Here is a 23982-nt window from a genome sequence, read left to right on the forward strand (position 1 = left end):
TTATTTTTTCTTTTTGGATTTCTTTTGGGCCTGTTCCATTTCTCCAGGATCCGCCACCTCAATGGAGCTGACGGTCAGTTCCCTGCCTGAAATGATATCCAGTTTGCCGCTTTTACATTTTTCGCACGAAAAATCTGCATCCGTTATAATGGTCTCCGTATAACACTCCTTACAGACCGCAACGATTGGAATTTCCTCGATGTTAAGCTCCGCTCCCGCCAAGGGCGTGTCCTTTGCCACAATTTCAAAGCAGAAGCGCAGGCTGTCCGGCACAATGGCCGTCAGCTTGCCCACCCTCAGGTTGACGGCTTTCACTTTCAGGTCGGCGGGAGTCTTGGGGATGGCGGATTTGGCGATTTCCGCAATCTGCAGGGCGATACCCATTTCATGCATATGATTATTTTCCGATGCGGGGATTGGGAGAGGGGGTAAGGTCCCGAGCCAGCCAGCCCCCCGCCTTTGCGTGGCATTCCGGGATGAAAAAACGAACGTTTGCTCTATAATATAGCCATGTGGTTGAAAATTGCAATACGTAAAATGACAGCAAGGGCCGGGCCTTGTCAAGCGGCGCCATGGGGGGCCGGGGGTTAAGACTCTGCTTTTTAAACAAATAGGCCGGGAGTGGGCCGCTTGTTCAAAGGGGGGGCGGACTGGAAAAAATCTTCCAAGACCGGGATTATATTGTCAATCTCCTTGGCGGCGAAGAGCCTTTTATGCAAGGCGTGGCCGAACTGGAAGTTTGCGCAGTAATAGGGGGAAAATTTCATGAATCGGAGAAAAGCGGTTCGCGGCTCGAAACGTTTGGCGCAAAAGGAGGCCATGGCCGTTCCCGCTGTCTTGTAGTCGTCCAGGGCCGGCGCCATGCCTTGGGACCACTGGGCCATGATCCAGGGCTGGGCCAGGGCGATGCGGCCTAAAGCCACGCCGTCGCAGCCGCTCATGGAGAGCATTTTTGCGGCGTCGTCCAGGCTGATCACATTGCCGTTGCCGAAAACCGGAACCTCCACGGCGTCCTTGACCAGCCCGATATACTCCCATTTGGGGGGGCGGGTGCGCAGGTCCGGCGCAACCCGGGGATGGAAAATCAGCGCGTCCGCGCCTTCGTCGCGAAAAAGGCGGGCCATGGAGACGGCATGGGCGGGATCGTCCTTCCAGCCGGTGCGGAATTTCACGATGACGGGAATATTGACCGCCTTGCGGACCGCTCTCACCACCTGGGCCGCCAGGTCCGGTTTGGCCAGCAGGGCCGCGCCCGAGCCGTACCGGCAAATGGCTCTGGCCGAACAGCCGCAATTGATGTCCACGCCGAAAAAGCCCTCCGCCTCGATGCGTTGCGCCGCTTGGGCCATGGTTTCCGGTACGGATCCGAAAATCTGGCAGACCGTGTGCTCCAACTCTTCCTCCCTCCATGAGAAGACCGTGGAAACCTTGGGATTCTCGTGGGGAACGCTCTTGGCGCCCGCCATGCCCGTATACAAAAGGCCGTATCCTCCGTACAGGGCCAGGACCTCTCGAAAGGCGATATGGGTCAGCCCGGCCATGGGCGCCAAAACCAGGCGGTTGGCGATGGTTTTTCCCCCAATGGCCAGGGGGGAGTTTAAGAATTCTTGGAGGTTAGTATTCAAAGCCGCCTTCAATTGAGCATGGGGGACGTCGTGCTTGGAGTTAAGGGTGCACGATCCTTATCTCGCCTATTTGCTTGGGGAATTCATGGTTTCCGCAGAGATAAGGTCATGTCCCCCTAACTCTTCCCGCCGCATTCTTTTACGGGTGCGCTTGATTCTGTGTTTGCCCTTCCCAATAGGAAAAAAACGGGGAAAGCCGTTTGATGCGTCCGGCTTTCCCCGCGTATGGGACCTTTGAAAATGTCGGGTTGTTAATCCACGGGCACGATCCAGCCAAAGGGATCTTCCTTTTCGCCGAACTGGATGCCGGTGATGGCGTCGTACAGCTTTTGAGACAAGGGGCCCACTTCGTTGTTGCGAATGGTGATGACCCTTTCGTCGTAACGCAGTTCGCCGACCGGGGAGATGACCGCGGCGGTTCCGGTGCCGAAGCATTCTTCCAGCTTGCCGGCTTCATTGGCTTCGAAGATTTCCTCGATGGAGATGTGCCGTTCGGAAACGGGCAGTCCCCAATGCCTGGCCATGGTCAGGACGGAATCCCTGGTGATGCCGGGTAGGATGCTGCCGTTCAGTTCCGGGGTGACCACTTCGCCGTCAATGACGAAGAAGATGTTCATGGAGCCCACTTCCTCCACGTACTTTCTTTCCACGGCGTCCAGCCAGAGCACCTGGGTGTAACCGGCTTTGGCGGCCTTGTGGCCCGCCAGCAGGCTGGCGGCATAGTTTGCGGCCGTCTTGGCTTCGCCGATGCCTTGGCGGGAGGCGCGCACATGCTCGGTGGTCACCAAAATCTTGATGGGGGCGAAGCCTTCTGCGTAGTAGGCGCCCACCGGAGAAAGAATGGTGAAAAAGCGGTAAGTCTGGGATGCAGCCACGCCCAGATAGTTGTCCGTTGCAATGATGGTGGGCCGGATGTACAAGCTGGTGCCGGGAGAACTGGGAACCCAGTCTTTTTCCACGGAGATCAGCTGCCTTAGATGGTCCAGGGCTTCGGCTTCATCAAAATTGGGAATGCACAGCATGGAAGCCGAGCGGTTGAATCTTGCGAAGTTGGCCTGGGGCCTGAAAAGCTGAACCTTTCCTTTGGGAGTCCTGTACGCTTTAAGTCCCTCAAAAATCGCCTGGCCGTAATGAAATACCAGCATGGCGGGGTCGCAGGATAAAGCCGCATAAGGTTCAATCCTGGGATCAAACCAGCCTTTACCCTCGGCATAGTCCATGTTGAACATGTGGTCAGTGAAAATCTTCCCGAATCCCAGCTGGTCGTCAGCAGGGTGGGGTTTCAAATTGGATGCCTTAGTGACCTTGATTGCCATCGTCTCCTCCTTAGGGACAAGTAAAGTGAAATAATCTTATTTCATAAACCCATTTCAGCGATTTGACAACCCGATTTTTGGGGAAAAATAAACCTGTACTTAAAAAACGCCCTCATTGCCGCTGTTGACTTGAACGTATCCTTCTGCTAATCCCTCGCTGGAATTGTTGCGCATTGAACCCAAGGAACAATTATTAACGCGAAAGGACATCAACCATGGAAAGAACTCTCTCCATCATCAAGCCCGACGCCGTGGAAAGAAACCTCATTGGAAACATTATCAAACGCTTTGAGGACGCCGGCATCAAAATCGTAGCCATGAAACTGCTTAAGCTCAGCAAAGCCCAGGCCGAAGCCTTTTACGCCGTGCATAAGGAACGCCCCTTTTACGGCGAACTGACCGATTACATGTCTTCCGGCCCTTGCGTGCCCATGATCCTGGAAGGCGAAGGCGTCATCCTGAAGAACCGCGAAATCATGGGCGCCACCGATCCCAAGGAAGCGGCCGCGGGAACCATCCGCGCCGACCTGGCCATTGACAAAGAAAAGAACAGCGTGCACGGCTCCGACGCTCCGGAAACCGCGGCTCAGGAAATCGCTTTCTTTTTCACCGAGTACGAACTGGCCGGTTAATGCCCCACAGCGTTGATTTAAAAAATGTAGCCATTGTCCTGTGCGAGCCCCAGATACCCGAAAACATCGGCGGGGCTGCCAGGGCAATGGCTAATATGGGCCTTGAGCGGCTCATTGTGGTTAAGCCGAAAAGCCTGGCCCAGGAAAAGATCTACCCCATGGCCACCGCCGGGGCGCGCCATCTCATTGACTCCATGGAAGTGGTGGACGACCTGAAGACCGCACTCCAGGAATTCAATTGGGTGGTGGGAACCACAGCCCGGCTGGGCAGCCACCGTAAAGCCATGACCGTGGAGAACATGGCCGCCAGGCTCATTTCCATGACCGGGGAAAACAAGGTCGCCCTGGTTTTCGGCAGGGAGGATCGCGGCCTTTCCACGGAAGACGTTCGCCTGTGCCACCAACTGGTGAACATCCGCACCGCCGGGTTCTCCTCCCTGAACCTGGCCCAGGCCGTGCTGCTGGTTTGCTACGAGTTGTTCAAGGCCGGCAGCGATAAGCCCAGGGAAAGCGCGCCCAGGCTGGCCAACAAATTCGATTTGGAAGCCATGTACGACCAGCTTTCGGAACTTTTGGTCCGCATTGACTTTATCAACCCGGAAAACCCCGATCACTGGATGGACAACATTCGCCGCTTTTTCACCCGCCACCCCCTCACCGCCCGGGACGTGAAAATCGTCCGGGGAATCTGCCGCCAGGTGGATTGGTATACGGAACGCCGCTTTAAAAAAATGGAGGCGAAGAAAAAGGATTAGGCGTAGTGTTTGTTCCTGCGGCCCCCGTGGGAATATATACCAGGGTGCAATTTAACCTATTTTGAAATTTGTAACAAATGTGATTTCAAAGTGTTATGATATGCATTCCCACGCAAAGCATGGGAACGAGTCGTAGGTCGGGTTGCGAAGTCCGGCGACGGGGCGTCTCATAACCGGGAAAGCAATTGGACTTCAAACCCGACATTAAGGCTGCAAACCATCTCTGGCTTCCAAGTACTTGTCCAGGTGTTCCTGGTATATCCTTCTGTTTTTGGAGTCCGGCTCCATTTTCAGGGCCCTTGTCTGGGTTTCCACGGCTTGGGCGTACATTCCGTTTATGTAATAACTTTCCGCCAAGGTATCCAGAATGTGGGGAAGGGGAGAAATTTCCACGGCCCGCAGCGCCAGTTCCAACGCCCTTTTCGGGTTTTGCAACTCTTCCTTCTCGCAGGTTGCATAGGTCCAGGCCAGGTTGTTTAAGGTCAAAGCGTCGTCCGGATGGATTTGCAGGGCCTTTTCATAGGCGTCAATGGCTTTTTCAATGTCGTTTGCAGCAAGATACATATCTCCGAGCAGGCTCGGCGCCTTGTCAAGCTCTTCCATGCCGTCCGGTCTGGCTTCCAGGGCTGCCAGAGTCACTCCCAGCCTGACGCGATTATGGAATCCATTCCAGGCCAGAGCGCCCTGGGCGACCAATGTCCCGACAAAAACAACGACCAGAATCATCAGGGATTTTTTCACCTTGGCGTTGTGCCTGTCTATCCAAAGCCGGTTGGACTCGCACTTAAGAATATAATCGATGCGCTGGTTCAGGCCGAAGTGATGCCAGTTGGGTTCGTCGGCGGAGCGCCCGGAAAAAAAGGCGATCTTCCGGAACATGGTCACCAAAGGCAGGGCGCTGGGCAGGACTTCGTATACATAGAGGTCCGCCTGCCGTTCAAAGTTCCGTAGAAAATAACCGAATACAAAGCGCAGGTACAAAACCGCGAATGTCACCAAAAACAACCCTTGGGCCAAATTCAAAAACCAGGCGAATTGCTCAGCTTCCATGCTCATGGGGACGAAGCGCGTGCTGAGATAAAGCACCGGAATTTCCAGCGCGCTCCAAACCAGATAGCCCGCAGGGGCCATGGCGGCGACAATCAGTAAAAATAAAAGCATGTGCTTTTTCTTGGCGTGCCCGATTTCGTGGCTTAAAACCGCGTCCAGTTCATCCGGCGAGGCCATGCGCAGCATGGCGTCGGTCATGAGAACGTACCGGAACCTGCTGGCGATTCCGAACACGGCGGCCGTCAAAATGTGCCCGCCGAACAAGGGCCAGCGCAGGATTTGGGCGCAGGTGAAGTCGGCCTTTTGGCACAGGGCTTCCATACGGTCTCGTTCAGGACCGGGCGGAACGGGCGTGCATCCCCAAAAATACAGAACGATTCGGGGGCCTATCAAGACCAGGGCGGTCATCATAACCAAAAGATAGATCAATTGTCCGGTCGCGCTCATGAGCGCCCCATGCCAGGATGCGCCTGGTATAAGAAGCAGGATGTCCTGGACTCCGTAAAAGCCCGTCCACGGGATGAGAATGGGCGCCACAAGCATGACCTGCTGCCGGACGTACTCCCTGCGAGAAACCATGGTCTGGCCCAGTTTGGCGTACATGGGATGGGCCATATGCCATACGGCGATCAAAAATCCCAGGAACATAAAAAGGGCCAAGAGGGCCGACAGGGTGGGGATTTTGCTTATAATGGGAATTTCCAGCAGAAACGGCTTAAGCGGAGTCAAAAACAGGCACGAGACGAAAAACACGACGGCCATAAGCATCTGTTGGACCGTCAGCTTATCCAGAATCGTCAGGTTGCTGTTTTTGGATCGCTGGGGAATGCGGCGTGCAAAATTTTTGAATCGCAGCCGGGCGACCACCAGAAACAGGGCGGCAAGATACAAAATATGCCACGTTTTTCCCTGAGAGAGTAAAAGATCCCGGGATTCCGGGGCGTAATCATAACTGACCAGGACCGCAATTATAAGAATAAGGTTGGTGAACATAAAGGGCGGCTAACGGGCCTCCTGGTCTTTTTTGGCGTTGTAATAGCGGTCTTTTTCACTGTAAATGCAGCCGCAATATTGCTGGCGATACATTCCCAGACGCTTGGATTCCTCAATTCCGTATTTCCAGCCTTCCCGAAAGTCGTGGTAATAAAAAGGCACGGAGTACTGCTTGCCCAAAGCCTCCCCGATTTCCCGAATCAGTTCGTGCTTCTGGAACTTGCTGTACAAGAGGGTGGTGGTGAAAGCGTCGAACTTGCCCTTTTTGGCGATCATGGCGGCGGCCTTTAGACGGCTGTGGTAGCAATACCGGCAGCGCTCTGTTTCTCGAAATGCCGCATTGCGCAGAAACTCCTCAATTTCATAGCCTTGCTGCCAGACCATCCTCAAATCCTGGGCTGCAGCGTATTCCCGGAGGGTTTCCTCCCGCTTCATGCACTCCGTAAAGGGGTGAATGTTATGGCGGTAGAAGGTTCCCATGACGTGGTGACCCTGCTCGCGTAATACTTTAAGGCAATATATGGAGCAAGGCCCGCAGCAAATGTTTAATAGAATTTTCATAAACGGCTGTCGCCTTAATTATAGTTTCTGGCGCCGAAGATGGCCGTGCCCACCCGGACCAGGGTGGCGCCTTCCTCGATGGCGGCTTCAAAGTCTCCGGTCATGCCCATGGAGAGTTCTTCCATGCTGACGTTCTCAAATCCTTTGCTTTGTATTGCCTGGGCCAATTCCCGCAGGCGCCGGAAGAACGGCCTGGCCCTGTCCGGATCGTCGAAAAAAGGCGGCATGGTCATGAGCCCTTTTACACGAACGTTTTCCAGCGCTGAGATTTCCTTGACCAAATTGATGGCCTCGTTTTCTCCGGCGCCGGACTTGGTTTCCTCGCCCGAAATATTCACCTGCACCAGGATGTCCTGAATTTTTTCCGCCTTGGCCGCCTGCTTGTCGATTTCCCTGGCCAGCTTGAAGGAATCCACCGAATGAATCAGGCTAAACAACGGAACCGCGTACTTGGCCTTGTTGGATTGCAAATGGCCGATGAAATGCCATTCCACCTCCAGGCTGTCCAGTTCCGCGATTTTCTCCCGCGCTTCCTGGATGTAGTTCTCGCCGAAAATCGTCGCGCCTGCATCCGCCGCTTGCCGAAGCATTTCAGCAGGCTTGGTTTTGGATACAGCCACTAATCGTATGGATTGGGGATCCCGGCCGCATTTTTCCGCGGCTTTTTGGATGCTGTCTTGAATTTCCCGCAAATTTTTTCTGATTGTATTATCCATCATTCTCACTGGTTCGCATAATTACGCCTTGAGCCATAAAAAATTCGATAACCTCGCACACGGGCAGGCCGACCACATTAGTGTAAGACCCGGATATGCTTTTGACAAGAAAGGTTCCGATCCCTTGGATGGCGTAAGCCCCGGCCTTGTCAAAGGGCTCTCCGGTGCTCAAGTACCATTCGATTTCGTCCGGGCTCAGGCTTTTGAAAGTCACCTGGGTGGAAATGACTTCCGTATGGCGCACGCCTTTGTCCACATGGAATATGCTGAAGCCGGTCAAAACCTGGTGGGTGCGGCCTCCCAGCATGGTGATCATGTCCCTGGCTTCCTCCATGCCCGAGGGCTTGCCCAGGATGCGGCCGTCGGTGACCACAATGGTGTCGGCGCCCAAGACCCAATGGCCCGGATGGCTTTCGGCCACGGCCAGGGCCTTTTTTTCGCTCAGCATGGCCGCGCATTCCCTGGGCGAGGCGCCCGCCGGACAGGTTTCGTCGGCGTCGCTCACAATGACCTGGAATTCCAGCCCGGCCTGCTCTAAAAGATAACTGCGCCGGGGGGAGGCCGAGGCCAGAATTAGTGGCTCATTCGTGCATTTATGTGGTATTAATGTCTCCATGCTGTGCTTTTAACACTGGGGTTCGCCCTTGGCAACCCCCGGATGAAGAGGGAGACTGATAGGTTTGAGGTTGGTTTGCTTGACTTCATGCCTTTATTCAATAGCAAAAATCTTGAGGAGGGGGTAGGATGAATGCCTTTATCGTAATGGCCTTGGTTTTGGCTTGGTTTTATGCAGGATACCGATTTTACGGAACCTGGGTGGAGAGAAATCTGGTAAAGCCGGACGACGCCAGGCCCACGCCGGCTTACGAGTTTGAGGACGGCGTCGACTACTCGCCGGCCAAAGTCAGCTTCCTGTGGGGGCATCATTTCTCCTCCATAGCGGGCGCCGGCCCCATTATCGGCCCCATCCTGGCCACGGCCTGGTTCGGCTGGGCTTCCGCCATCTTGTGGATCGCCATTGGGTGCGTGTTCATTGGCGCCGTGCATGATTATCTGTCCCTCATGCTTTCCGTACGCCACCAGGGCAGGGGTATTTCCGAAGTGGCCGGAGACACCTTGGGGAACGTCACCCGGCTTTCCTTCGGCATTCTCATCTGGATTACGTTGGTGTTCATCATCGCCGTGTTCGCCGTCAGCGCGGCCAACGCCCTGGCCAATATGCCCGAACTGGTCATTCCGACCTTCGGCGTTTGCTTTGTGGCCGTCCTGCTGGGCCTGGCGGTGTACAAATTGAAAATCAACGCGGTGTTAGCCTCTATTGGAGCGGTTTTTCTTTCGTACTTTCTAATTTACGTGGGTTACAATTATCCGATTGCCCTGGATGGATGGTCGCATGCAAGCAAGGTCATGCTTTATTTGAACCTGCTTATGGGGTATTGCCTCATCGCCTCCATGCTTCCGGTTTGGGTGCTGCTTCAGCCCCGGGATTTCATTTCGTCGGTGAAATTGTTTGTGGGGCTTTTTCTCGGTTTACTGGGCGTTTTGGCGGCCAGGCCTGATTTTACGGCGCCCGCGTTCATCACCGGTTCGGACAAACCCATGTGGCCCATTATGTTCATCACCCTGGCATGCGGCGCCGTAAGCGGCTTCCACTGCCTGGTCGGGACCGGCACCACCTCCAAGCAGCTTGACAAGGAAAGCCACGGAAAAGTCGTGGGGTACGGCGGCATGATCATGGAGGGCGTACTGGCCGCCCTGGTGGTGGTTGTTGTGGGCGCGGGCCTCAAATGGGGACAGGCTCCGGCCGGTGAGGCCGCCGGGCTTTATTTCGCCTCTTCCTTGGAGCAAGGCTGGATTGTGGCTTTCAGCAATGGATTCGGCGCCATTGTGGGCGATGCAGGCCTGCCCTTTTTAAGCGCCGCCGTGGCGGCCCTGTTAGGCGGAGTTATGGTGAAAACCTTTGTCATGACTTCGTTGGACACATCCACCCGCCTCGGGCGCTTTATCTTCATGGAGACCTTGTTCTCCAGCGTAAAGTTTTTAAGGCGCACTTTTGTCGCGACCATGGGAACCCTGGCGCCCGCCTATTATCTGGCCGCCACGGGCAATTGGAAAAATATTTGGAAGCTGTTCGGCGCTTCCAATCAGTTGATCGCCGCCATCAGCCTGCTGGTGATCACGGCCTGGCTGGCCCAGAGGCGCAGGGCCATCGCTCCGGTTATCTTTCCGGCCTTGTTCATGGTGGCCACCACCATTGGCGCCTTGGGCTGGTCCGTCTTCAACAAAAACGGATATCTTGGCGCCGGACCCGGCCATGACCTAATGCTGGGCGTTATCAGCCTGGCGCTCATTGCATTGGCTTTGGTCATCGCCTGCTCTGCGGCTTTTTCCTTGTTAAAAGACAAGGGTGCGGAAAAAAGGCGGGAGACCGACTCCGAGGCGTCTGCTTAAGTAAACGAATAGACAGGGAGCGGGCGGCCTGTGGGCCGGGGAAAGCTGCGGGCCCCTCACCCATTGACCGGAACATTTGATGATTTCCAACTTTTTGCAAACAGTTTTGGGATGGCGGGCGTTGACGGACATCATCCTCATCGCTTTGGGGATGTTTTTCGTCTACCACACCCTCCGCAGGCTGGGAACCTGGAAGATGTTTCTGGGGCTGGTGATGGCCATGCTCACCTATGTGGGCGCCAATTTATTGGGCCTGGAAGGAATCACCTGGATTTTTTCCAACCTGAGCCATGTGGCGCTCATTGGCATCATCATTATTTTTCAGCCCGAAATCCGGAAAATGCTGGAAAGCTCGGTTTCTCCGGCGCGCCGGGAGCCCGAGGGGCCCGAACACGAGGGCCTGCCCATGATGATTGCAGACGCCCTGTTTTCCCTGGCCAAAATTCCCTGCGGCGCCATTTTCGTTTTTCCCGGACGGGACCCCCTGGAGCGTTTTCTCACGGGAGGCGTTTCCTTGAACGCCGATCCGAGCCCGGAGCTGATTCTCAGCATATTCGACACCCACTCCCCCGGCCACGACGGCGCCCTGCTTGTCCGGGACGGCCGTCTGGCCGGATACGGATTTCGCCTGCCCATTTCCAAGTCCTCCCACCTGCCCAGGGAAATGGGCACCCGGCATCATGCGGGCATGGGGTTGTCGGAAATTACGGACGCCCTGGTTTTTGTGGTTTCGGAAGAGAGGGGGCTGGTTTCCTTTTTCAAAAACGGAAGGCTGTCCCGCGTCCCTGGCCGAAAGGAAGCGGTGGAAGCCATTACGGATCACTGGAAGGCCTCGGCCTCCTTCTTGCCCCAGCCGGAAAAGGGGACTAAAAAATGGACCACCGCCGTGGAACTTGTGACCGCCTTCATGCTCACCATCCTCCTTTGGTCCAGCGTGGTCATAGGACGCATGGAGATCGTGGAAAAAAGCGTGGAGACCCCCATTGTCTATGTTGCCTTGCCCGCCAACATCGCCCTTTCCGGGGTCAAACCCACGGGCACGCGCATTCATATGGCTGGGCCCAAATCGCAACTGGACAACCTGACCGCCGACAACCTGCGGGTGCGCATCGACCTTTCCAAGGCCCAACCCGGCAAACAGACCTTTTTCGTATCCCGTGAAAGCCTGAACCTGCCCAAGAAGGTGGACCTGCTGGATGCGGACCCTTCGGAAATCAACCTGTCCCTGGAAGAAACCGTGGACATGGAAGTCCCCGTGACCCCCCAATTGGTGGGGCAGCCAAGGCAGGGCTGGACCGTGGCGAGCGTCGCCGTGAAGCCGCAGAAAGTCCGGGTGGTCATGAAAAAGGGCGAAGGCGAACAACAAGCCCCCGCCGTGACCACCACGCCCATCTATCTGGACGGCCTGGGCTCCAGCACGTCCATCCGATGCAAGATCATCGCTCCGCCCGACGCCCAACCCTCGGACAAACCCTGGCCCGACGTGGAAGTGCAAATCCGCCTCATTCCCGTGGAGGCCAAGTCGGAGTGATGTTTTCGCCAGGATGCAATCAAAAACCCAATCAATTCTTGACAAAGCGCTTATAGGCGCCCTATAAATTATCCCTTTACCGGAAACGGGTCGTTTTCGGGGCGGAGGTGTGTTTGCTCATGCCTCCGTTATGTTTTAAAAACCCTGACAGAATGAAACAGTACAGAGAGGAAGACCATGGGCGGCAAGAAAAAAGAAGCCAAGGAAAAACCCCTGGATAAAATGACAGCCAAGGAACTCCGGGAAGTGGCCAAGGAAATCCCCGGGATCGTCGGCGTACATTCCATGAATAAACTGGAACTGCTTTCCGAAATCAAGGAAGCCCGCGGCATCGTGGACGACGGCCCCCAAAAGGACACCGGCCTGATTCGTTCCTTGAAGAAGCAGATCAACGAACTCAAGGACAAACGGGACGCAGCCATTGAGGCCAAGGACAAGGATCAGATGACCATCCTTCGCCGCAAGATCAGCAAGCTTAAGAAAAAGACCCGCAGGGCGGCCTAACAGCGCATTTTTCGGCCAGACGCGTAATTTTCCAATAGTCTTTTATAAAGTATTGTTGAAAATGGACAAAATCGATCCGGCTGCCCTGGCTTTTGATATTGACGGAGTGGTGGCCGACGCCATGAAGCTGTTTTTGGACATCGCCCGGAACAAGCACGGCGTCAGCGGCATAGCAAAAGAGGACATCACCAGCTACATGCTGGAGGACTGCCTTGACATGAGCTCCGACGTGATCCTTGACGTGATCAAGGACATCATCGACGGAACTTACAAGGAAGTTTTGCAACCCATCGAGGGCGCCGTGGAGTCTCTGCGACGAATTCGAGCTCTGGGGGCGCCTCTTTTGTTCGTCACAGCCAGGCCCCGGAAACCGCCCGTGGAACAATGGCTCCGAACCAATTTGGGCATCGGCAACGGAGACATGCACATAGAAGCCACGGGCAGTTTTGAGGCCAAAATAGATGTCCTGGCCCAACACGGCCGCAACTGGTTTGTGGAGGACCGGTTGGAGACCTGCTTCCTATTGGCGGACGCAGGGATCAATCCGGTCCTTTTCCGACAGCCGTGGAACCGCAGGCCTCACCCCTTCAAGGAGGTGGGCTCCTGGGAAGAGCTTCTTCCATGCATCATGGGGATATAGACGACCAAGGCGCTTTTTTTTGGATTGATTCCTTTTTGGAATCCCTGGCCGCGGAACGACGATATTCCCCTGCAACGTGCTTGGCTTACGGCAAGGATTTGCGCGAGTTTTTCTCCTATGTGGCCGAGTCGGGCCTGCAAGGGGAAATCTCTCCGGAAAACGCGGACGTGGAAAGGGTGGACAACCTCGCCATTCGAGGCTATCTGGGCTTTTTGCATAAAAAGAACGAAAAGAGCACCATGGCCCGGAAGCTCTCCTCCCTGAGATCCTTTTATCGTTTTCTGGAAAAAAGAGGCCGCGTGGCCGTCAACCCCGCTCAGTCGGTGGTGACGCCCAAACGCAAAAAAACCGTGGCAGCCCACCTGACCGTGGACGAGGCTTTCGCCCTGCTGGACTCCATTTTGGACGACTCCCTGGCCGGCGCCAGGGACAGGGCCATGTTCGAGTGCCTGTATTCCACGGGCATCCGCGTTTCCGAACTGGCGGGCCTGAACATGGAGCGCGTCAATTTCTCCGGCAAGACCCTTCGGGTTTTGGGCAAGGGGGATAAGGAGCGCATCGTCCCAGTGGGCGCCAAGGCCCTGGAGCATATAAAGGCTTACAGGGACAGGCTGGCCGTTGAAGGGCCGAAAAATTTGGATCCGGACGCGGTGTTTCTCAATAAAAACGGGGGGCGCCTCTCAACCCGGTCCATACGGCGCATTCTGGAAAAGATCGTGCGGGACATGGGGCTGAACCGGCCTTTGTCCCCCCATGGATTGCGCCACACATTCGCCACGCACATGCTGGATAACGGCGCGGATTTGCGTTCGGTCCAGGAATTGCTCGGCCACGCCAGCATTTCCACTACCGGGCGCTATACCCATGTGAGCATAGACCGGTTGATGGCCGCCTATGACAAAGCGCATCCGCGGGGCGAAAAAAGTTGAATTCAAGCAGCCGGAAAAAGGACCTTTGATCATGAGCAACCCATTGGATTTCAGGGGCACCACCATCCTGGCGGTTCGCAAGGACGGCAAAACCGCCATTGCAGGCGACGGCCAGGTGACCCTTGGCAATACGGTGGTCAAGCACACGGCGCAAAAAGTCCGTAAGATCTACCATGACAAGATTGTGGTGGGTTTCGCCGGCGCCACCGCCGACGCCCTGAACCTGTTCGATAAATTCGAAGGCAAACTGGAGCAATATAACGGAAACCTGACCCGGGCCGCCGTGGAGCTGGCCAGGGATTGGAGGACGGACAAATACCTGCGCAAGCTGGAAGCCATGATGATCGCCGTGGACGACCAGCGCATGTTTTTGATTTCCGGCAACGGCGACATCATTGAGCCGGACGAAGGCGTCATAGGCATCGGCTCGGGCGGAGCCTTCGCCCAGGCGGCCGCTACGGGCCTGATCCGGCATTCGGACCTGGACGCTCCGGCCATTGCCAAAGCGGCTATGGATGTGGCCGCCTCCATTTGCATTTATACCAATCAGGTTGTAACCCTGCACGAGATATGAGGAAGGCATGGAAGACCTAAAACCCCGGGAAATTGTTCAGGAACTGGACAAATACATCATAGGGCAGGACCATGCCAAGCGGTTTGTGGCCATTGCGCTGAGAAACCGCTGGCGCAGACGCCAGGTTCCCCAGGACTTGCGGGATGAAATCGCCCCGAAAAATATCATTCTCATAGGCCCTACAGGCGTGGGCAAAACGGAAATCTCCAGAAGGCTGGCCAAATTGGCGGACGTGCCTTTTTTAAAAGTGGAGGCCACCAAGTTTACGGAAGTCGGCTACGTGGGCCGGGACGTGGAATCCATGATTCGCGATCTGGTGGAAGTCACCGTCAACATGATGCGTGAAAAGGAAGAGGAGGAGGTGGCGCTGCCGGCCATGAAAGCCGCCGAAGAGCGCATTCTGGACATCCTGCTTCCTCCCAGAAGGGAGACCCAGCCCTTTGCCGATGCAGAGGGGGAGACCACCCTGGAAATCGTCACACGGGGCGATTCCAACCAGGACTCCACCCGGGAAAAGCTCCGGAAGATGCTGCACTCCGGCAAGTTCGACGACAGGTACGTGGACCTGGAAATCAACGAACGCAATACCCCGGTGGTGGAGATTTTTTCCAACATGGGCATGGAAGAGGTGGGGTTCAACTTCAAGGATATGCTCGGCGGCCTCATGCCCAAGAACACGAAAAAGCGCAAGGTCAAGGTCAGCGAGGCCATGGAAATCCTCACCCAGCAGGAGGCTCAGGGGCTTGTCGACATGGAAAAGGTGGTCAAAAAGGCTCTGTCCCGGGTGGAGGAGTCCGGCATCATATTCCTGGACGAAATCGACAAAATCGCCGTGGGCGGGGGAAAAGGGCAGGGGCCGGACGTCAGCAGGGAAGGGGTTCAGCGGGACCTTTTGCCCATTGTGGAAGGCACCACGGTCAACACGAAATACGGGATGGTCAAGACCGACCACATTTTGTTTATTGCGTCGGGCGCCTTTCATATGACCAAGCCTTCGGACCTGACGCCCGAACTGCAGGGGCGGTTCCCCATTCGGGTGGAATTGGACTCCCTGACCGAACATGATTTTATGCGGATTCTGACCGAGCCGAAAAACGCCATCATGCTCCAGTATCAGGAATTGTTGAAGACCGAAGGCGTGGAGCTTGTTTTTACGCAGGACTCAGTGGCGGAAATCGCATCCATTGCCAAGGAAGTGAACGACAGGACGGAAAATATAGGCGCCCGCAGGCTGCATACGGTTATGGAATGCCTGTTGGAGGACATTCTTTACGACGCCCCGGAGGTTCCGGAAAAGAAAATCACCATCGGTGCGGAAATGGTGCGGGCGAAATTGGAATCCATTAAGGAAGACGAGGACCTTTCCCGGTACATCCTGTAAAGGCAGGCGGACCGGCCTCTCTCATTTGGGTGAGTCATGGAAAAAACTGTTGCTGATATTCTGGTGGAAGCCCTCCCGTACATTCGGGAGTTCTCTGGCATGACCATTGTGATCAAATACGGCGGCCACGCCATGGTGGACGAAGAGCTGAAGGATGCCTTCGCACGGGACATCACCCTGCTTAAACTGGTGGGCGCCAACCCGGTTGTGGTTCATGGCGGCGGCCCCCAAATCAACAAGGTCCTGGATCAGATGGGCATCTGCTCCAAGTTCGTTAAAGGCATGCGCATCACGGATCAGCCCACCATGGACGTGGTGGAAATGGTCCTGGGCGGCAAGGTCAACAAATCCATTGTGGCTCAGATTAACCAGGCGGGCGGCCGGGCCGTAGGCCTCTCCGGCAAGGACGGCGGACTGATCAAGGCCCGGAAGATGACCATCATGCATAAGGAAACCGCGGACAGCCCCCCTGAGATCATCGATCCCGGTCTTGTGGGAGAGGTGACGGCGGTGAATCCCCGGATTATCGAAACCCTGACCCGGGAAGGATTCATCCCCATTATTGCGCCCGTGGGAACCGGCGACAACGGGGAAACCTTCAATATCAACGCGGATCTGGTGGCCTCCCATGTGGCTACGGCGTTAAAAGCCGGGCGGCTGATCCTGGTCACCGACGTGGACGGCGTCAAGGATCAGCAAGACAATCTGCTCTCCTCCCTGGACGCCCATGCCGCCGCGTCTCTTATTGACGAGGGCGTCATCGCCGGAGGCATGATCCCCAAAGTCAACTGCGCCCTGGACGCCATTTCCTGGGGCGTCAACAAAGTGCATATTATCAACGGCCGGCGACGACACGCTTTGCTTCTGGAGCTTTTGACGGACAAAGGTATTGGAACTGAATTCAAAGCGTGATCAAAACTTACGAAAGGCCGTAACCATGAATAATACAAAACAACTTGCAGACCAGGTAATTGCAAACACCTACGCCCGGAATCCCATATGCCTTGTAAAAGGCCAGGGCGTTAAACTTTGGGACGAGGACGGGAAGGAATACACCGACTTCCTGGCCGGCATCGCCGTATGCATCCTGGGCCACGCCCATCCGGCGGTGACCCAGGCCGTATCGGAGCAGGCCGCCAAACTGGTGCATGTGTCCAACCTGTTTTACACCGAGCCCCAAACTCTGCTGGCGGATCAGCTCATCAGTTCCTGCTTTGCGGACCGGGTGTTCTTTTGCAACAGCGGGGCCGAGGCCAATGAAGCGGCCATCAAAATGGCCCGGAAATATTTCTCGGCAAAAGGCCAGCCGGAAAAATACCGGGTGATCGCCATGGAAAAATCCTTTCATGGCCGGACCTTTGCAACCATGGCCGCCACCGGCCAGGACGCGATCAAAAAGGGATTCGAGCCCATGATGGAAGGGTTCGACCATGTGCCGTTCAACGACCTGGAAGCCGTGGAAAAAGCCATTACCGACGAAACCTGCGCGGTCCTGACCGAACCCATTCAGGCGGAAGGCGGAGTTATGGTTCCTTTTCCCGGATATCTTCCCGGGTTGCGGGAGCTTTGCGATAAAAAAGGCATTTTGCTGATTTTCGACGAAGTCCAGACGGGCATGGGCAGGACGGGCTCCTTGTTCGCTCATCAGCAAATGGGGGCCGCGCCTGACATCATGACCCTTGCCAAGGGTCTGGCCAACGGCCTGCCCATCGGCGCCGCCCTGGCCACGGAAGAGGTCGCTTCCGCGTTCACTCCGGGGTCCCACGCCACCACATTCGGCGGAACCCCTCTGGTTACGGCCGCAGCCCGGGCCGTGATGATCGCCCTCATGGATCAGGATCTGCTGGAATTGTCCATTTCAGTAGGCGACTATTTTAAAAACCAGTTGCTTTTGCTGAAAGAAAAATTTGACTGCGTGGAGGAAGTGCGGGGCATGGGCCTGTTGCTGGGCCTTAAGCTGAACACGCCCGGAGCGCCCATTGCGGCCAAAGCCATGGATATGGGCTACATTTTCAATGTCACCCAGGGCGACGTCCTCCGGTTCGTGCCTCCGCTGATTATTTCGCGGAAGGACGTGGACGGGCTCATCGAAACACTGGACAAGATCCTTGCAGACAGCCAGTAAATCAAAGCGGGAGGAAATCCGCTTTTAGGAGGTTAATATATGAAAGTTGACATCACTACTCTCTCGGACTTGTCCAAAGAGCAGATAGACGAATTATTCGCCAACGCCCGGGAGGGAAAGAAAAAACACAAGCAAGGCGTTTACGAGCCCGTATTGCAGGGCAAGACCGCCGGCCTGGTTTTTGACAAACCCTCCACGAGGACTCGCGTTTCTTTTGAAGCAGCCATGATTCAGCTTGGCGGCGTGCCCATGTACATTCAATCCGGCGATACGCAGATCAAGCGTCAGGAGCCGGTGGAAGATACGGCCCGGGTGCTGTCCCGGTATCTGGACGCCCTGGTGGTGCGGACCTTTTCCCAGGAGTTTGTGGAAGATTTGGCCAGAGAGGCCTCCATACCCATCATCAACGCCCTGACCGACATGTACCACCCCTGTCAGGTTTTAAGCGACCTTCTGACGGTCATCGAACTCAAAGGCGGATATGAAGGCGTAAAGATCGTCTGGATCGGCGACGGAAACAACGTGGCCCACTCCTGGATATCAGCGGCCGCCATTCTGGGCCTGGATCTGGTGCTGGCCTGCCCGGACGATCATCAGCCCGAGCAGACCGTTCTGGACAAGGTTAAAAACAGTTCCGCGGGAAGCGTCAAGGTTGTCAGCGATCCCAGGGAAGCCGCCGTGGGCGCGGACGTTTTGTACACCGACGTTTGGGCCAGCATGGGCCAGGAGGAGGAAAGCGACGAAAGGATGAAGTCCTTTGAAGGGTACGTCGTGGATCAGACCCTGGTAAACCTGGCCGCCAAGGATGTCAGCGTCATGCACTGCCTGCCGGCGCATCGGGGCGAGGAAATCACCGCCGGGGTTCTGGAAGGCCCCAATTCCGTGGTCTGGGATCAGGCCGAAAACAAGTTGCACATGCACAAGGCGATTTTGGACGCCTTGATCAGGCTTTGGAAATAGGAGAAGCATCATGGGAAAAGATATTAAAAAGGTGGTCCTGGCGTATTCCGGCGGACTGGATACCTCCGTCATCTTAAAATGGCTTGTGGAAACCTACCAGTGCGAAGTAGTGGCTTTTTCCGCCGACATCGGGCAGGGCGAAGAGCTGGAGCCGGTCCGCGGCAAAGCCGAAGCCAGCGGCGCCTGCGCCGTATATATCGACGACCTGCGCGAGGAATTCGTGAAGGATTACGTGTTCCCCGCTTTCCGGGCTAACGCCATTTACGAGGGCCAGTACCTGCTGGGAACCTCCCTGGCCCGGCCTCTCATTTCCAAACGCCAGATGGAAATCGCCAAGCTGGAAGGCGCGGACGCGGTCAGCCACGGCGCCACGGGCAAGGGCAATGATCAGGTGCGGTTTGAACTGAGCTACCTGGCCATCGATCCGACCATCAAGATCATCGCCCCCTGGCGCGAATGGGACCTGAACTCCCGGACCAAGCTCATGGCTTACGCCGAAAAGCACGGCATTCCGGTCCCGACGACCCAGGCCAAGCCCTACAGCTCGGACCGGAACCTGCTGCACATCAGCTTTGAAGGCGGAGTGCTGGAAGATCCCTGGGCGCCGCCGGAAGAGGACATGTTCGTCATGTCCGTGTCGCCTCAGCAGGCGCCGGATCAGCCTGAAGAGGTGTTGATTCAGTTTGAACAGGGCAACCCCGTGGCGGTCAACGGAGAAAAGCTCTCTCCCGCCAATCTGCTGGCCAAGCTCAACGAACTGGGCGGCAAGCATGGCGTCGGACGCATGGATATTGTGGAAAACCGTTTCGTGGGCATGAAGTCCAGGGGCGTGTACGAAACTCCCGGCGGGACCATCCTGCGCATCGCCCATATGAACATGGAGACCCTCACCATGGACCGCGAAGTGGCCCATCTGCGGGATTCCCTCATTCCCAAATACGCTGAACTGGTGTACAACGGATTCTGGTTCTCCCCGGAGATGAAGCTCTTGCAGACCACCATTGACGCCACCCAGGAAAACGTGTGCGGCGAGGTGCTTTTGGAGCTTTATAAAGGCAATTGCCGGGTGCTGGGGCGCAGGTCGGACAAGTCCCTGTATCGCATGGATTTCGCCACCTTTGAAGAGGACGAGGTTTATCGCCAGAAGGACGCGGAAGGCTTTATCAGGCTGAACTCCCTGAGGCTCCGCATCCAGTCCATGTTGAACAAATAGGAGTCGGGTGATGGCTGAGCACAAACCCTGGGACGGCAGGTTCGCCGAAAAAACCGATGACATGGTGGAGGCTTTCACCTCCTCCATTCAGGTGGACAAGCGCCTGTACGCCCATGACATAACGGGCAGCATCGCCCACGCACGGACCCTGGCCGAAGCCGGAGTGATCGACTCCGACGAGGCCGACGCCATGGAAAAGGGGCTCCGGCAGGTAAAAGGCGAAATCGAGGCCGGAAACTTCAAATACGACGACAGCCTGGAAGACATCCATATGCACATCGAATCCAGGCTGACGGAAATTCTGGGGCCGACGGCGGCCAAGCTCCACACGGGGCGCAGCCGGAACGACCAGATCGCCCTGGACAACCGTTTGTATTTGCGGGACGAAACCCGGCAAATCGTCGCCATGCTTCATGAACTGCGCCAGGCTATTGTGGATTCGGCCCAGGCTCATCTGGATTACTTCGTTCCGGGCTACACCCATTTGCAGCGGGCTCAGCCGGTGCTGCTTTCCCATCATCTCATGGCGTATTACGAGATGTTCACCAGGGACAGCGACCGGTTTACGGACGCCTTGTACCGAATCAATGTAATGCCCCTGGGAAGCGCCGCCCTGGCCGGGACGACCTTTCCCCTGGACCGGGAGTATACAGCCTCTCTCCTGGGCTTTGAGGGCGTTACGCAGAACAGTATGGATGCGGTTTCGGACCGGGATTTCATCATGGAGTTCCTGTCCGACGCCAGCATCTGCATGGTGCACCTTTCCAGGATGAGCGAGGAGCTGGTTCTCTGGTCTTCCAGTGAATTCGCTTTTCTCAACATGCCGGACGCATTCGCCACCGGCAGCAGCATCATGCCCCAGAAAAAGAACCCGGACGTCCCGGAACTGGTGCGGGGGAAGACGGGCCGCGTCGTCGGCAGCCTCATGGCTATTCTGACCACCATGAAATCCCTGCCCATGGCCTACAACCGGGACATGCAGGAGGACAAGCCGCCGCTCTTTGATGCGGTGGACACCTTGAAGGCCTGCGTCGCCATGTTCGCCCGGATGGTTCCCAAGCTGGAATTCAACCGGAGAAACATGTTCGACGCCTCCAATCAGGGATTTTTAAACGCCACGGACATGGCCGACTATCTGGTGGAAAAAGGCGTGCCTTTTCGCGAAGCCCACGGAATCGTGGGCCGGGCCGTGGCTTATGCTCTGGATCGGGGCAGGGAGTTGCACGAGATTTCCCTGAACGATCTGCGCAAGTTTTCGGATAAACTGGAAAAAGATTTGTATGAAGCCCTTACTGTGGAGCATGTTGTGGAGCGCCGCCGCACCATAGGCGGGACGGCCTCCGTCAATGTAATCGCCGCCATCGGCCGGGCTCAGACCCAGCTTCAGGCGGAGACTTCGGGAGACTGACCTTGACAATGCCGGGAATGCGACAATACTTCATATGTACGCTGGCTCTAATCCTCGCTCTCAGCATAGGATGCGGGAAAAAAGGCCCCCCAAGGGCGCCCCACACCCAGCCTCCGGCGCCCGCTTGCGGTTTGGAAACGGAACTGCTGGAAGACAGCAGGGTGCGGCTGACCTGGAACCAGGCCGGGTGCGTTGCAGGCGGCAAGGTGGATGGATTCGCCGTATTTATGGCCCGGGAAAAGCTGGACAAGGAGGCGTGCAAGAACTGCCCCATGAATTTCCAGCGGATCGCCGACGTGCACGTGGGCAAGTTCAATCCCTGGCAGACCCAGTCGGACAAAGCCGTGCACATGACGCCGGTACTGGAAGGGTTCAGGTATATTTTCAAGGTGACGGCCTTCGGGCCCGGAGGGGAAGCGCAGGATTCGGAAAGGGTGAGCGTGGACGTAATTCCCGCAGCGCCCTGATCGCACGACAAACAATATAGCGTCAGAACAAGGACCGTTTTGCCATGCATCATTTTCAGTATCAGAATAATGCTCTTTATTGCGAGGACGTCCCGGTTGCGGATATCGCCGCCAAACTGGGAACGCCTCTTTTCATTTACAGCCATGCTACCCTTACCCGTCACTTTCAGGCCTTTGACAAGGCTTTCGGAGACGTGGATCATATTATCTGCTACTCGGCCAAGGCCAACACCAACGGCGCTATCCTGAAGATGTTCGCGGATATGGGCACGGGCCTGGACGTGGTTTCCGGCGGAGAGCTTCATCGAGGCTTGAAAGCGGGCATCCCGGCCAATAAAATCGCCTACGCAGGCGTAGGCAAGACCCGGGATGAAATCGACCTGGCTCTCAACTCCGGCATTCTCATGTTCAATGTGGAATCCTTTGAGGAGCTTCAGGCCATCAACGCCCGGGCCAAGGCATTGGGCAAGAAAGCCCCCATTTCCCTGCGGGTCAACCCCAATGTGGACGCCAAAACCCATCCCTACATCTCCACGGGCATGAAAAAGAACAAGTTCGGCATCGCCAAGGAGGCGGTTGTAGAGGCTTATAAGGCGGCTCACGACCTGGACTCCACGGAGGTGGTGGGCATTGATTTTCACATCGGGTCCCAGATCACCCAGGTAGGGCCCTTTGTGGAAGCCATGGAAAGCGTCAAATCCCTGGCCGCTGAGCTTAAAGGCATGGGAATTGACATCAAGTACCTGGACGTGGGCGGCGGATTGGGGATCAATTATGACGACGAAGAGCCCCCCGAGCCCGATGAATACGCCAAGGCCATTTGCAAGGTGATTGCGGACTTCCCCATCACCGTGGTTTTGGAGCCCGGCAGGGCCATGGTGGGCAATGCGGGAATCATGGTGACCAGGTTCCTGTATCTCAAAGAGGGCGCGACCAAGAATTTCATCATAGTGGACGCGGGCATGAACGACCTGATCCGGCCGTCCATCTACGACGCCTTTCATTTGATTCAGCCCGTAAACAAACGGGAAGGCGATCCCCTTACCGGCGACGTGGTCGGCCCCATTTGCGAGTCCACGGACTTTTTGGCCAAGGACCGGGAAATCGGCGCCGTAGTCCCGGGGGATTTGCTGGCGGTTATGAGCGCAGGCGCGTACGGATTCGCCATGTCCTCCAATTACAACTCCCGTCCCAGGGCTTGCGAGGTCATGGTGAAAGGGAATGTCTTTGAAGTCATTCGGCAGCGCGAGAATTACGAAGATCTTACGCGGGGGGAAGTTATTCCAACCTTTTTATTAGGATAAATCAAGATGACCGGTTTGCAGTTTTACAAGATGAGCGGAAGCGGCAACGATTTTATTATCGCTGACAATCGTGACGGAAAAATAGCCAAGGACGACATGCCTGGGCTTGCAAAAGCCTTGTGCGCCCGAAAGATTTCCATAGGCGCCGACGGGTTAGTCCTTGTAGAAAACAGCGACCAGTGCGACTTCAAGTGGCAGTTTTACAACTCCGACGGCAGTGAAGCGGAAATGTGCGGCAACGCTTCCAGATGCGTGGCCCGTTTCGCCTATCTGAACAAGATCGCCGGCGAAAAAATGACCTTTGAAACCCTGGCCGGCGTCATTCATGCCGAGGTCTTGGGCGAGACCGTCAAGGCGGGGCTGACCGATCCCACGGACGTCAAATATTTTTACGCCCTGGACGTGGACGGAACCACTTGCAATGTCACCAGCATGAATACGGGCGTGCCTCATGTGGTGCTTTTGGTGGGCGACATCGAAAAGCCGGACGTAGAGGAACTGGGCCGTAAAATCCGGTATCACGAAGCCTTCGCTCCGGCCGGAACCAACGTGAACTTCGTGGAGTTCCGCCGCAGAGAGCTTGCCGTGCGCACCTACGAAAGAGGCGTGGAAGGCGAAACCCTGGCCTGCGGAACCGGCGCCGTGGCTGCAGCCCTCGCCCGGGTGGCGGCGGACGCGGCTTTGTCTCCGGTCAAGGTTTTGACGCGCAGCGGGGAGTATCTTTACGTGCATTACAAGCGCGTGCCCGGCGGATACGGCAATATCTTTCTCGAAGGGGACGCCAATATTATTTACACGGGAGAAATCGGGCCGGACGCCCTGAAACTGGCCCAAAAAGAATAAGCGG

Annotated in this window: 24 protein-coding genes; 17 read left to right on the top strand and 7 right to left on the bottom strand. The window is 56.2% G+C overall.

Translation table 11 applies throughout. The features are described 5' to 3' along the window. The 3 genes from hypA to BUE18_RS18240 all read right to left on the bottom strand — a co-directional run bounded on the left by hypA (position 1) and on the right by BUE18_RS18240 (position 2941). Complete coding sequence (gene hypA, locus BUE18_RS18230) at positions 1-393, bottom strand: hydrogenase maturation nickel metallochaperone HypA (RefSeq protein ID WP_073477620.1); 393 nt, start codon at positions 391-393, stop codon at positions 1-3. Between the two features lie 209 nt (positions 394-602). Next, positions 603-1625 (bottom strand): tRNA dihydrouridine synthase, encoded by a 1023-nt coding sequence (locus BUE18_RS18235; RefSeq protein WP_244549338.1) that lies wholly within the window; start codon positions 1623-1625, stop codon positions 603-605. Positions 1626-1876: 251 nt separating this feature from the next. Further along, positions 1877-2941 (bottom strand): branched-chain amino acid aminotransferase, encoded by a 1065-nt coding sequence (locus tag BUE18_RS18240; protein ID WP_073477621.1) that lies wholly within the window; start codon positions 2939-2941, stop codon positions 1877-1879. A 215-nt stretch (positions 2942-3156) separates the two neighbouring features. On the opposite strand from BUE18_RS18240, the gene ndk reads away from it, so the two are divergent. Together ndk and BUE18_RS18250 are read left to right on the top strand one after the other, a co-directional pair. Beyond that, positions 3157-3573: a nucleoside-diphosphate kinase gene (gene ndk, locus BUE18_RS18245; protein WP_073477622.1), complete on the top strand. Its 417-nt coding sequence runs from the start codon at positions 3157-3159 to the stop codon at positions 3571-3573. Continuing rightward, positions 3573-4328 (top strand): RNA methyltransferase, encoded by a 756-nt coding sequence (locus BUE18_RS18250; RefSeq protein ID WP_073477623.1) that lies wholly within the window; start codon positions 3573-3575, stop codon positions 4326-4328. Before ndk ends, BUE18_RS18250 begins: the two co-directional genes overlap by 1 nt. 204 nt (positions 4329-4532) lie before the next feature. Here the strand turns inward: BUE18_RS18250 and BUE18_RS18255 are convergent, their stop codons facing one another. Genes BUE18_RS18255 through BUE18_RS18270 form a run of 4 tightly spaced genes read right to left on the bottom strand, consistent with a single transcriptional unit; the run spans position 4533 to position 8264 of the window. Next, the gene (locus tag BUE18_RS18255) at positions 4533-6371 is read right to left on the bottom strand and encodes a M48 family metallopeptidase (protein WP_073477624.1); all 1839 of its coding nucleotides are present in this window, start codon (positions 6369-6371) and stop codon (positions 4533-4535) included. A 9-nt stretch (positions 6372-6380) separates the two neighbouring features. Beyond that, entirely contained in the window at positions 6381-6932 is a 552-nt protein-coding gene (locus BUE18_RS18260; RefSeq protein ID WP_073477625.1) for an epoxyqueuosine reductase QueH, read from the bottom strand. 14 nt (positions 6933-6946) lie between these two features. Then, positions 6947-7651, bottom strand: coding sequence for a YggS family pyridoxal phosphate-dependent enzyme (locus tag BUE18_RS18265; RefSeq protein ID WP_342039446.1), 705 nt, complete (start codon positions 7649-7651; stop codon positions 6947-6949). Continuing rightward, complete coding sequence (locus BUE18_RS18270; protein ID WP_073477626.1) at positions 7641-8264, bottom strand: Maf family protein; 624 nt, start codon at positions 8262-8264, stop codon at positions 7641-7643. Before BUE18_RS18270 ends, BUE18_RS18265 begins: the two co-directional genes overlap by 11 nt. A 128-nt stretch (positions 8265-8392) precedes the next feature. Here BUE18_RS18270 and BUE18_RS18275 point away from each other — a divergent pair, with 128 nt between their 5' ends. The 15 genes from BUE18_RS18275 to dapF all read left to right on the top strand — a co-directional run bounded on the left by BUE18_RS18275 (position 8393) and on the right by dapF (position 23978). Continuing rightward, a complete protein-coding gene (locus BUE18_RS18275; protein ID WP_073477627.1) occupies positions 8393-10099 on the top strand; it encodes a carbon starvation CstA family protein in 1707 nt (568 codons plus the stop codon). A 79-nt stretch (positions 10100-10178) separates the two neighbouring features. Further along, positions 10179-11630, top strand: a complete 1452-nt coding sequence (locus tag BUE18_RS18280; protein ID WP_073477628.1) for a diadenylate cyclase — start codon at positions 10179-10181, stop codon at positions 11628-11630. Positions 11631-11807: 177 nt separating this feature from the next. Further along, a complete protein-coding gene (locus BUE18_RS18285) occupies positions 11808-12134 on the top strand; it encodes a Rho termination protein (protein ID WP_073477629.1) in 327 nt (108 codons plus the stop codon). Positions 12135-12195: 61 nt separating this feature from the next. Next, the gene (locus BUE18_RS18290) at positions 12196-12774 is read left to right on the top strand and encodes a 5' nucleotidase, NT5C type (protein WP_073477630.1); all 579 of its coding nucleotides are present in this window, start codon (positions 12196-12198) and stop codon (positions 12772-12774) included. Continuing rightward, entirely contained in the window at positions 12756-13703 is a 948-nt protein-coding gene (locus tag BUE18_RS18295) for a tyrosine recombinase XerC (RefSeq protein WP_073477631.1), read from the top strand. Before BUE18_RS18290 ends, BUE18_RS18295 begins: the two co-directional genes overlap by 19 nt. Positions 13704-13734: 31 nt before the next feature. Further along, positions 13735-14277, top strand: coding sequence for an ATP-dependent protease subunit HslV (gene hslV, locus BUE18_RS18300; RefSeq protein WP_073477677.1), 543 nt, complete (start codon positions 13735-13737; stop codon positions 14275-14277). Positions 14278-14284: 7 nt separating this feature from the next. After that, the gene (gene hslU / locus BUE18_RS18305; RefSeq protein ID WP_073477632.1) at positions 14285-15658 is read left to right on the top strand and encodes an ATP-dependent protease ATPase subunit HslU; all 1374 of its coding nucleotides are present in this window, start codon (positions 14285-14287) and stop codon (positions 15656-15658) included. Between the two features lie 36 nt (positions 15659-15694). Continuing rightward, on the top strand, positions 15695-16570 hold the full coding sequence (gene argB / locus BUE18_RS18310) for an acetylglutamate kinase (protein WP_073477633.1): 876 nt from the start codon (positions 15695-15697) through the stop codon (positions 16568-16570). Positions 16571-16595: 25 nt separating this feature from the next. Further along, positions 16596-17783, top strand: a complete 1188-nt coding sequence (locus tag BUE18_RS18315; protein WP_073477634.1) for an acetylornithine transaminase — start codon at positions 16596-16598, stop codon at positions 17781-17783. Between the two features lie 39 nt (positions 17784-17822). Beyond that, positions 17823-18743, top strand: a complete 921-nt coding sequence (argF, locus tag BUE18_RS18320) for an ornithine carbamoyltransferase (RefSeq protein WP_073477635.1) — start codon at positions 17823-17825, stop codon at positions 18741-18743. 10 nt (positions 18744-18753) lie between these two features. Further along, positions 18754-19956, top strand: coding sequence for an argininosuccinate synthase (locus BUE18_RS18325; RefSeq protein ID WP_073477636.1), 1203 nt, complete (start codon positions 18754-18756; stop codon positions 19954-19956). Between the two features lie 10 nt (positions 19957-19966). Next, positions 19967-21364, top strand: coding sequence for an argininosuccinate lyase (gene argH, locus BUE18_RS18330; RefSeq protein WP_073477637.1), 1398 nt, complete (start codon positions 19967-19969; stop codon positions 21362-21364). Between the two features lie 8 nt (positions 21365-21372). After that, on the top strand, positions 21373-21831 hold the full coding sequence (locus tag BUE18_RS18335) for a hypothetical protein (protein WP_170868404.1): 459 nt from the start codon (positions 21373-21375) through the stop codon (positions 21829-21831). A 44-nt stretch (positions 21832-21875) separates the two neighbouring features. Further along, complete coding sequence (gene lysA / locus BUE18_RS18340) at positions 21876-23135, top strand: diaminopimelate decarboxylase (RefSeq protein ID WP_073477639.1); 1260 nt, start codon at positions 21876-21878, stop codon at positions 23133-23135. Between the two features lie 6 nt (positions 23136-23141). Next, positions 23142-23978: a diaminopimelate epimerase gene (gene dapF, locus BUE18_RS18345; protein WP_073477640.1), complete on the top strand. Its 837-nt coding sequence runs from the start codon at positions 23142-23144 to the stop codon at positions 23976-23978. Positions 23979-23982 lie beyond the last annotated feature (4 nt).

Origin of the sequence: Desulfatibacillum alkenivorans DSM 16219, from assembly GCF_900142135.1 — a bacterium.
Lineage (GTDB): Bacteria > Desulfobacterota > Desulfobacteria > Desulfobacterales > Desulfatibacillaceae > Desulfatibacillum > Desulfatibacillum alkenivorans.

Coding starts and splice junctions, on each gene's coding strand:
- hypA (WP_073477620.1), bottom strand. CDS start 393: ATGCATGAAATGGGTATCGCCCTGCAGATTGCGGAAATCGCCAAATCC.
- BUE18_RS18240 (WP_073477621.1), bottom strand. CDS start 2,941: ATGGCAATCAAGGTCACTAAGGCATCCAATTTGAAACCCCACCCTGCT.
- ndk (WP_073477622.1), top strand. CDS start 3,157: ATGGAAAGAACTCTCTCCATCATCAAGCCCGACGCCGTGGAAAGAAAC.
- BUE18_RS18250 (WP_073477623.1), top strand. CDS start 3,573: ATGCCCCACAGCGTTGATTTAAAAAATGTAGCCATTGTCCTGTGCGAG.
- BUE18_RS18255 (WP_073477624.1), bottom strand. CDS start 6,371: ATGTTCACCAACCTTATTCTTATAATTGCGGTCCTGGTCAGTTATGAT.
- BUE18_RS18260 (WP_073477625.1), bottom strand. CDS start 6,932: ATGAAAATTCTATTAAACATTTGCTGCGGGCCTTGCTCCATATATTGC.
- BUE18_RS18265 (WP_342039446.1), bottom strand. CDS start 7,651: ATGATGGATAATACAATCAGAAAAAATTTGCGGGAAATTCAAGACAGC.
- BUE18_RS18270 (WP_073477626.1), bottom strand. CDS start 8,264: ATGGAGACATTAATACCACATAAATGCACGAATGAGCCACTAATTCTG.
- BUE18_RS18275 (WP_073477627.1), top strand. CDS start 8,393: ATGAATGCCTTTATCGTAATGGCCTTGGTTTTGGCTTGGTTTTATGCA.
- BUE18_RS18280 (WP_073477628.1), top strand. CDS start 10,179: ATGATTTCCAACTTTTTGCAAACAGTTTTGGGATGGCGGGCGTTGACG.
- BUE18_RS18285 (WP_073477629.1), top strand. CDS start 11,808: ATGGGCGGCAAGAAAAAAGAAGCCAAGGAAAAACCCCTGGATAAAATG.
- BUE18_RS18290 (WP_073477630.1), top strand. CDS start 12,196: ATGGACAAAATCGATCCGGCTGCCCTGGCTTTTGATATTGACGGAGTG.
- BUE18_RS18295 (WP_073477631.1), top strand. CDS start 12,756: ATGCATCATGGGGATATAGACGACCAAGGCGCTTTTTTTTGGATTGAT.
- hslV (WP_073477677.1), top strand. CDS start 13,735: ATGAGCAACCCATTGGATTTCAGGGGCACCACCATCCTGGCGGTTCGC.
- hslU (WP_073477632.1), top strand. CDS start 14,285: ATGGAAGACCTAAAACCCCGGGAAATTGTTCAGGAACTGGACAAATAC.
- argB (WP_073477633.1), top strand. CDS start 15,695: ATGGAAAAAACTGTTGCTGATATTCTGGTGGAAGCCCTCCCGTACATT.
- BUE18_RS18315 (WP_073477634.1), top strand. CDS start 16,596: ATGAATAATACAAAACAACTTGCAGACCAGGTAATTGCAAACACCTAC.
- argF (WP_073477635.1), top strand. CDS start 17,823: ATGAAAGTTGACATCACTACTCTCTCGGACTTGTCCAAAGAGCAGATA.
- BUE18_RS18325 (WP_073477636.1), top strand. CDS start 18,754: ATGGGAAAAGATATTAAAAAGGTGGTCCTGGCGTATTCCGGCGGACTG.
- argH (WP_073477637.1), top strand. CDS start 19,967: ATGGCTGAGCACAAACCCTGGGACGGCAGGTTCGCCGAAAAAACCGAT.
- BUE18_RS18335 (WP_170868404.1), top strand. CDS start 21,373: ATGCCGGGAATGCGACAATACTTCATATGTACGCTGGCTCTAATCCTC.
- lysA (WP_073477639.1), top strand. CDS start 21,876: ATGCATCATTTTCAGTATCAGAATAATGCTCTTTATTGCGAGGACGTC.
- dapF (WP_073477640.1), top strand. CDS start 23,142: ATGACCGGTTTGCAGTTTTACAAGATGAGCGGAAGCGGCAACGATTTT.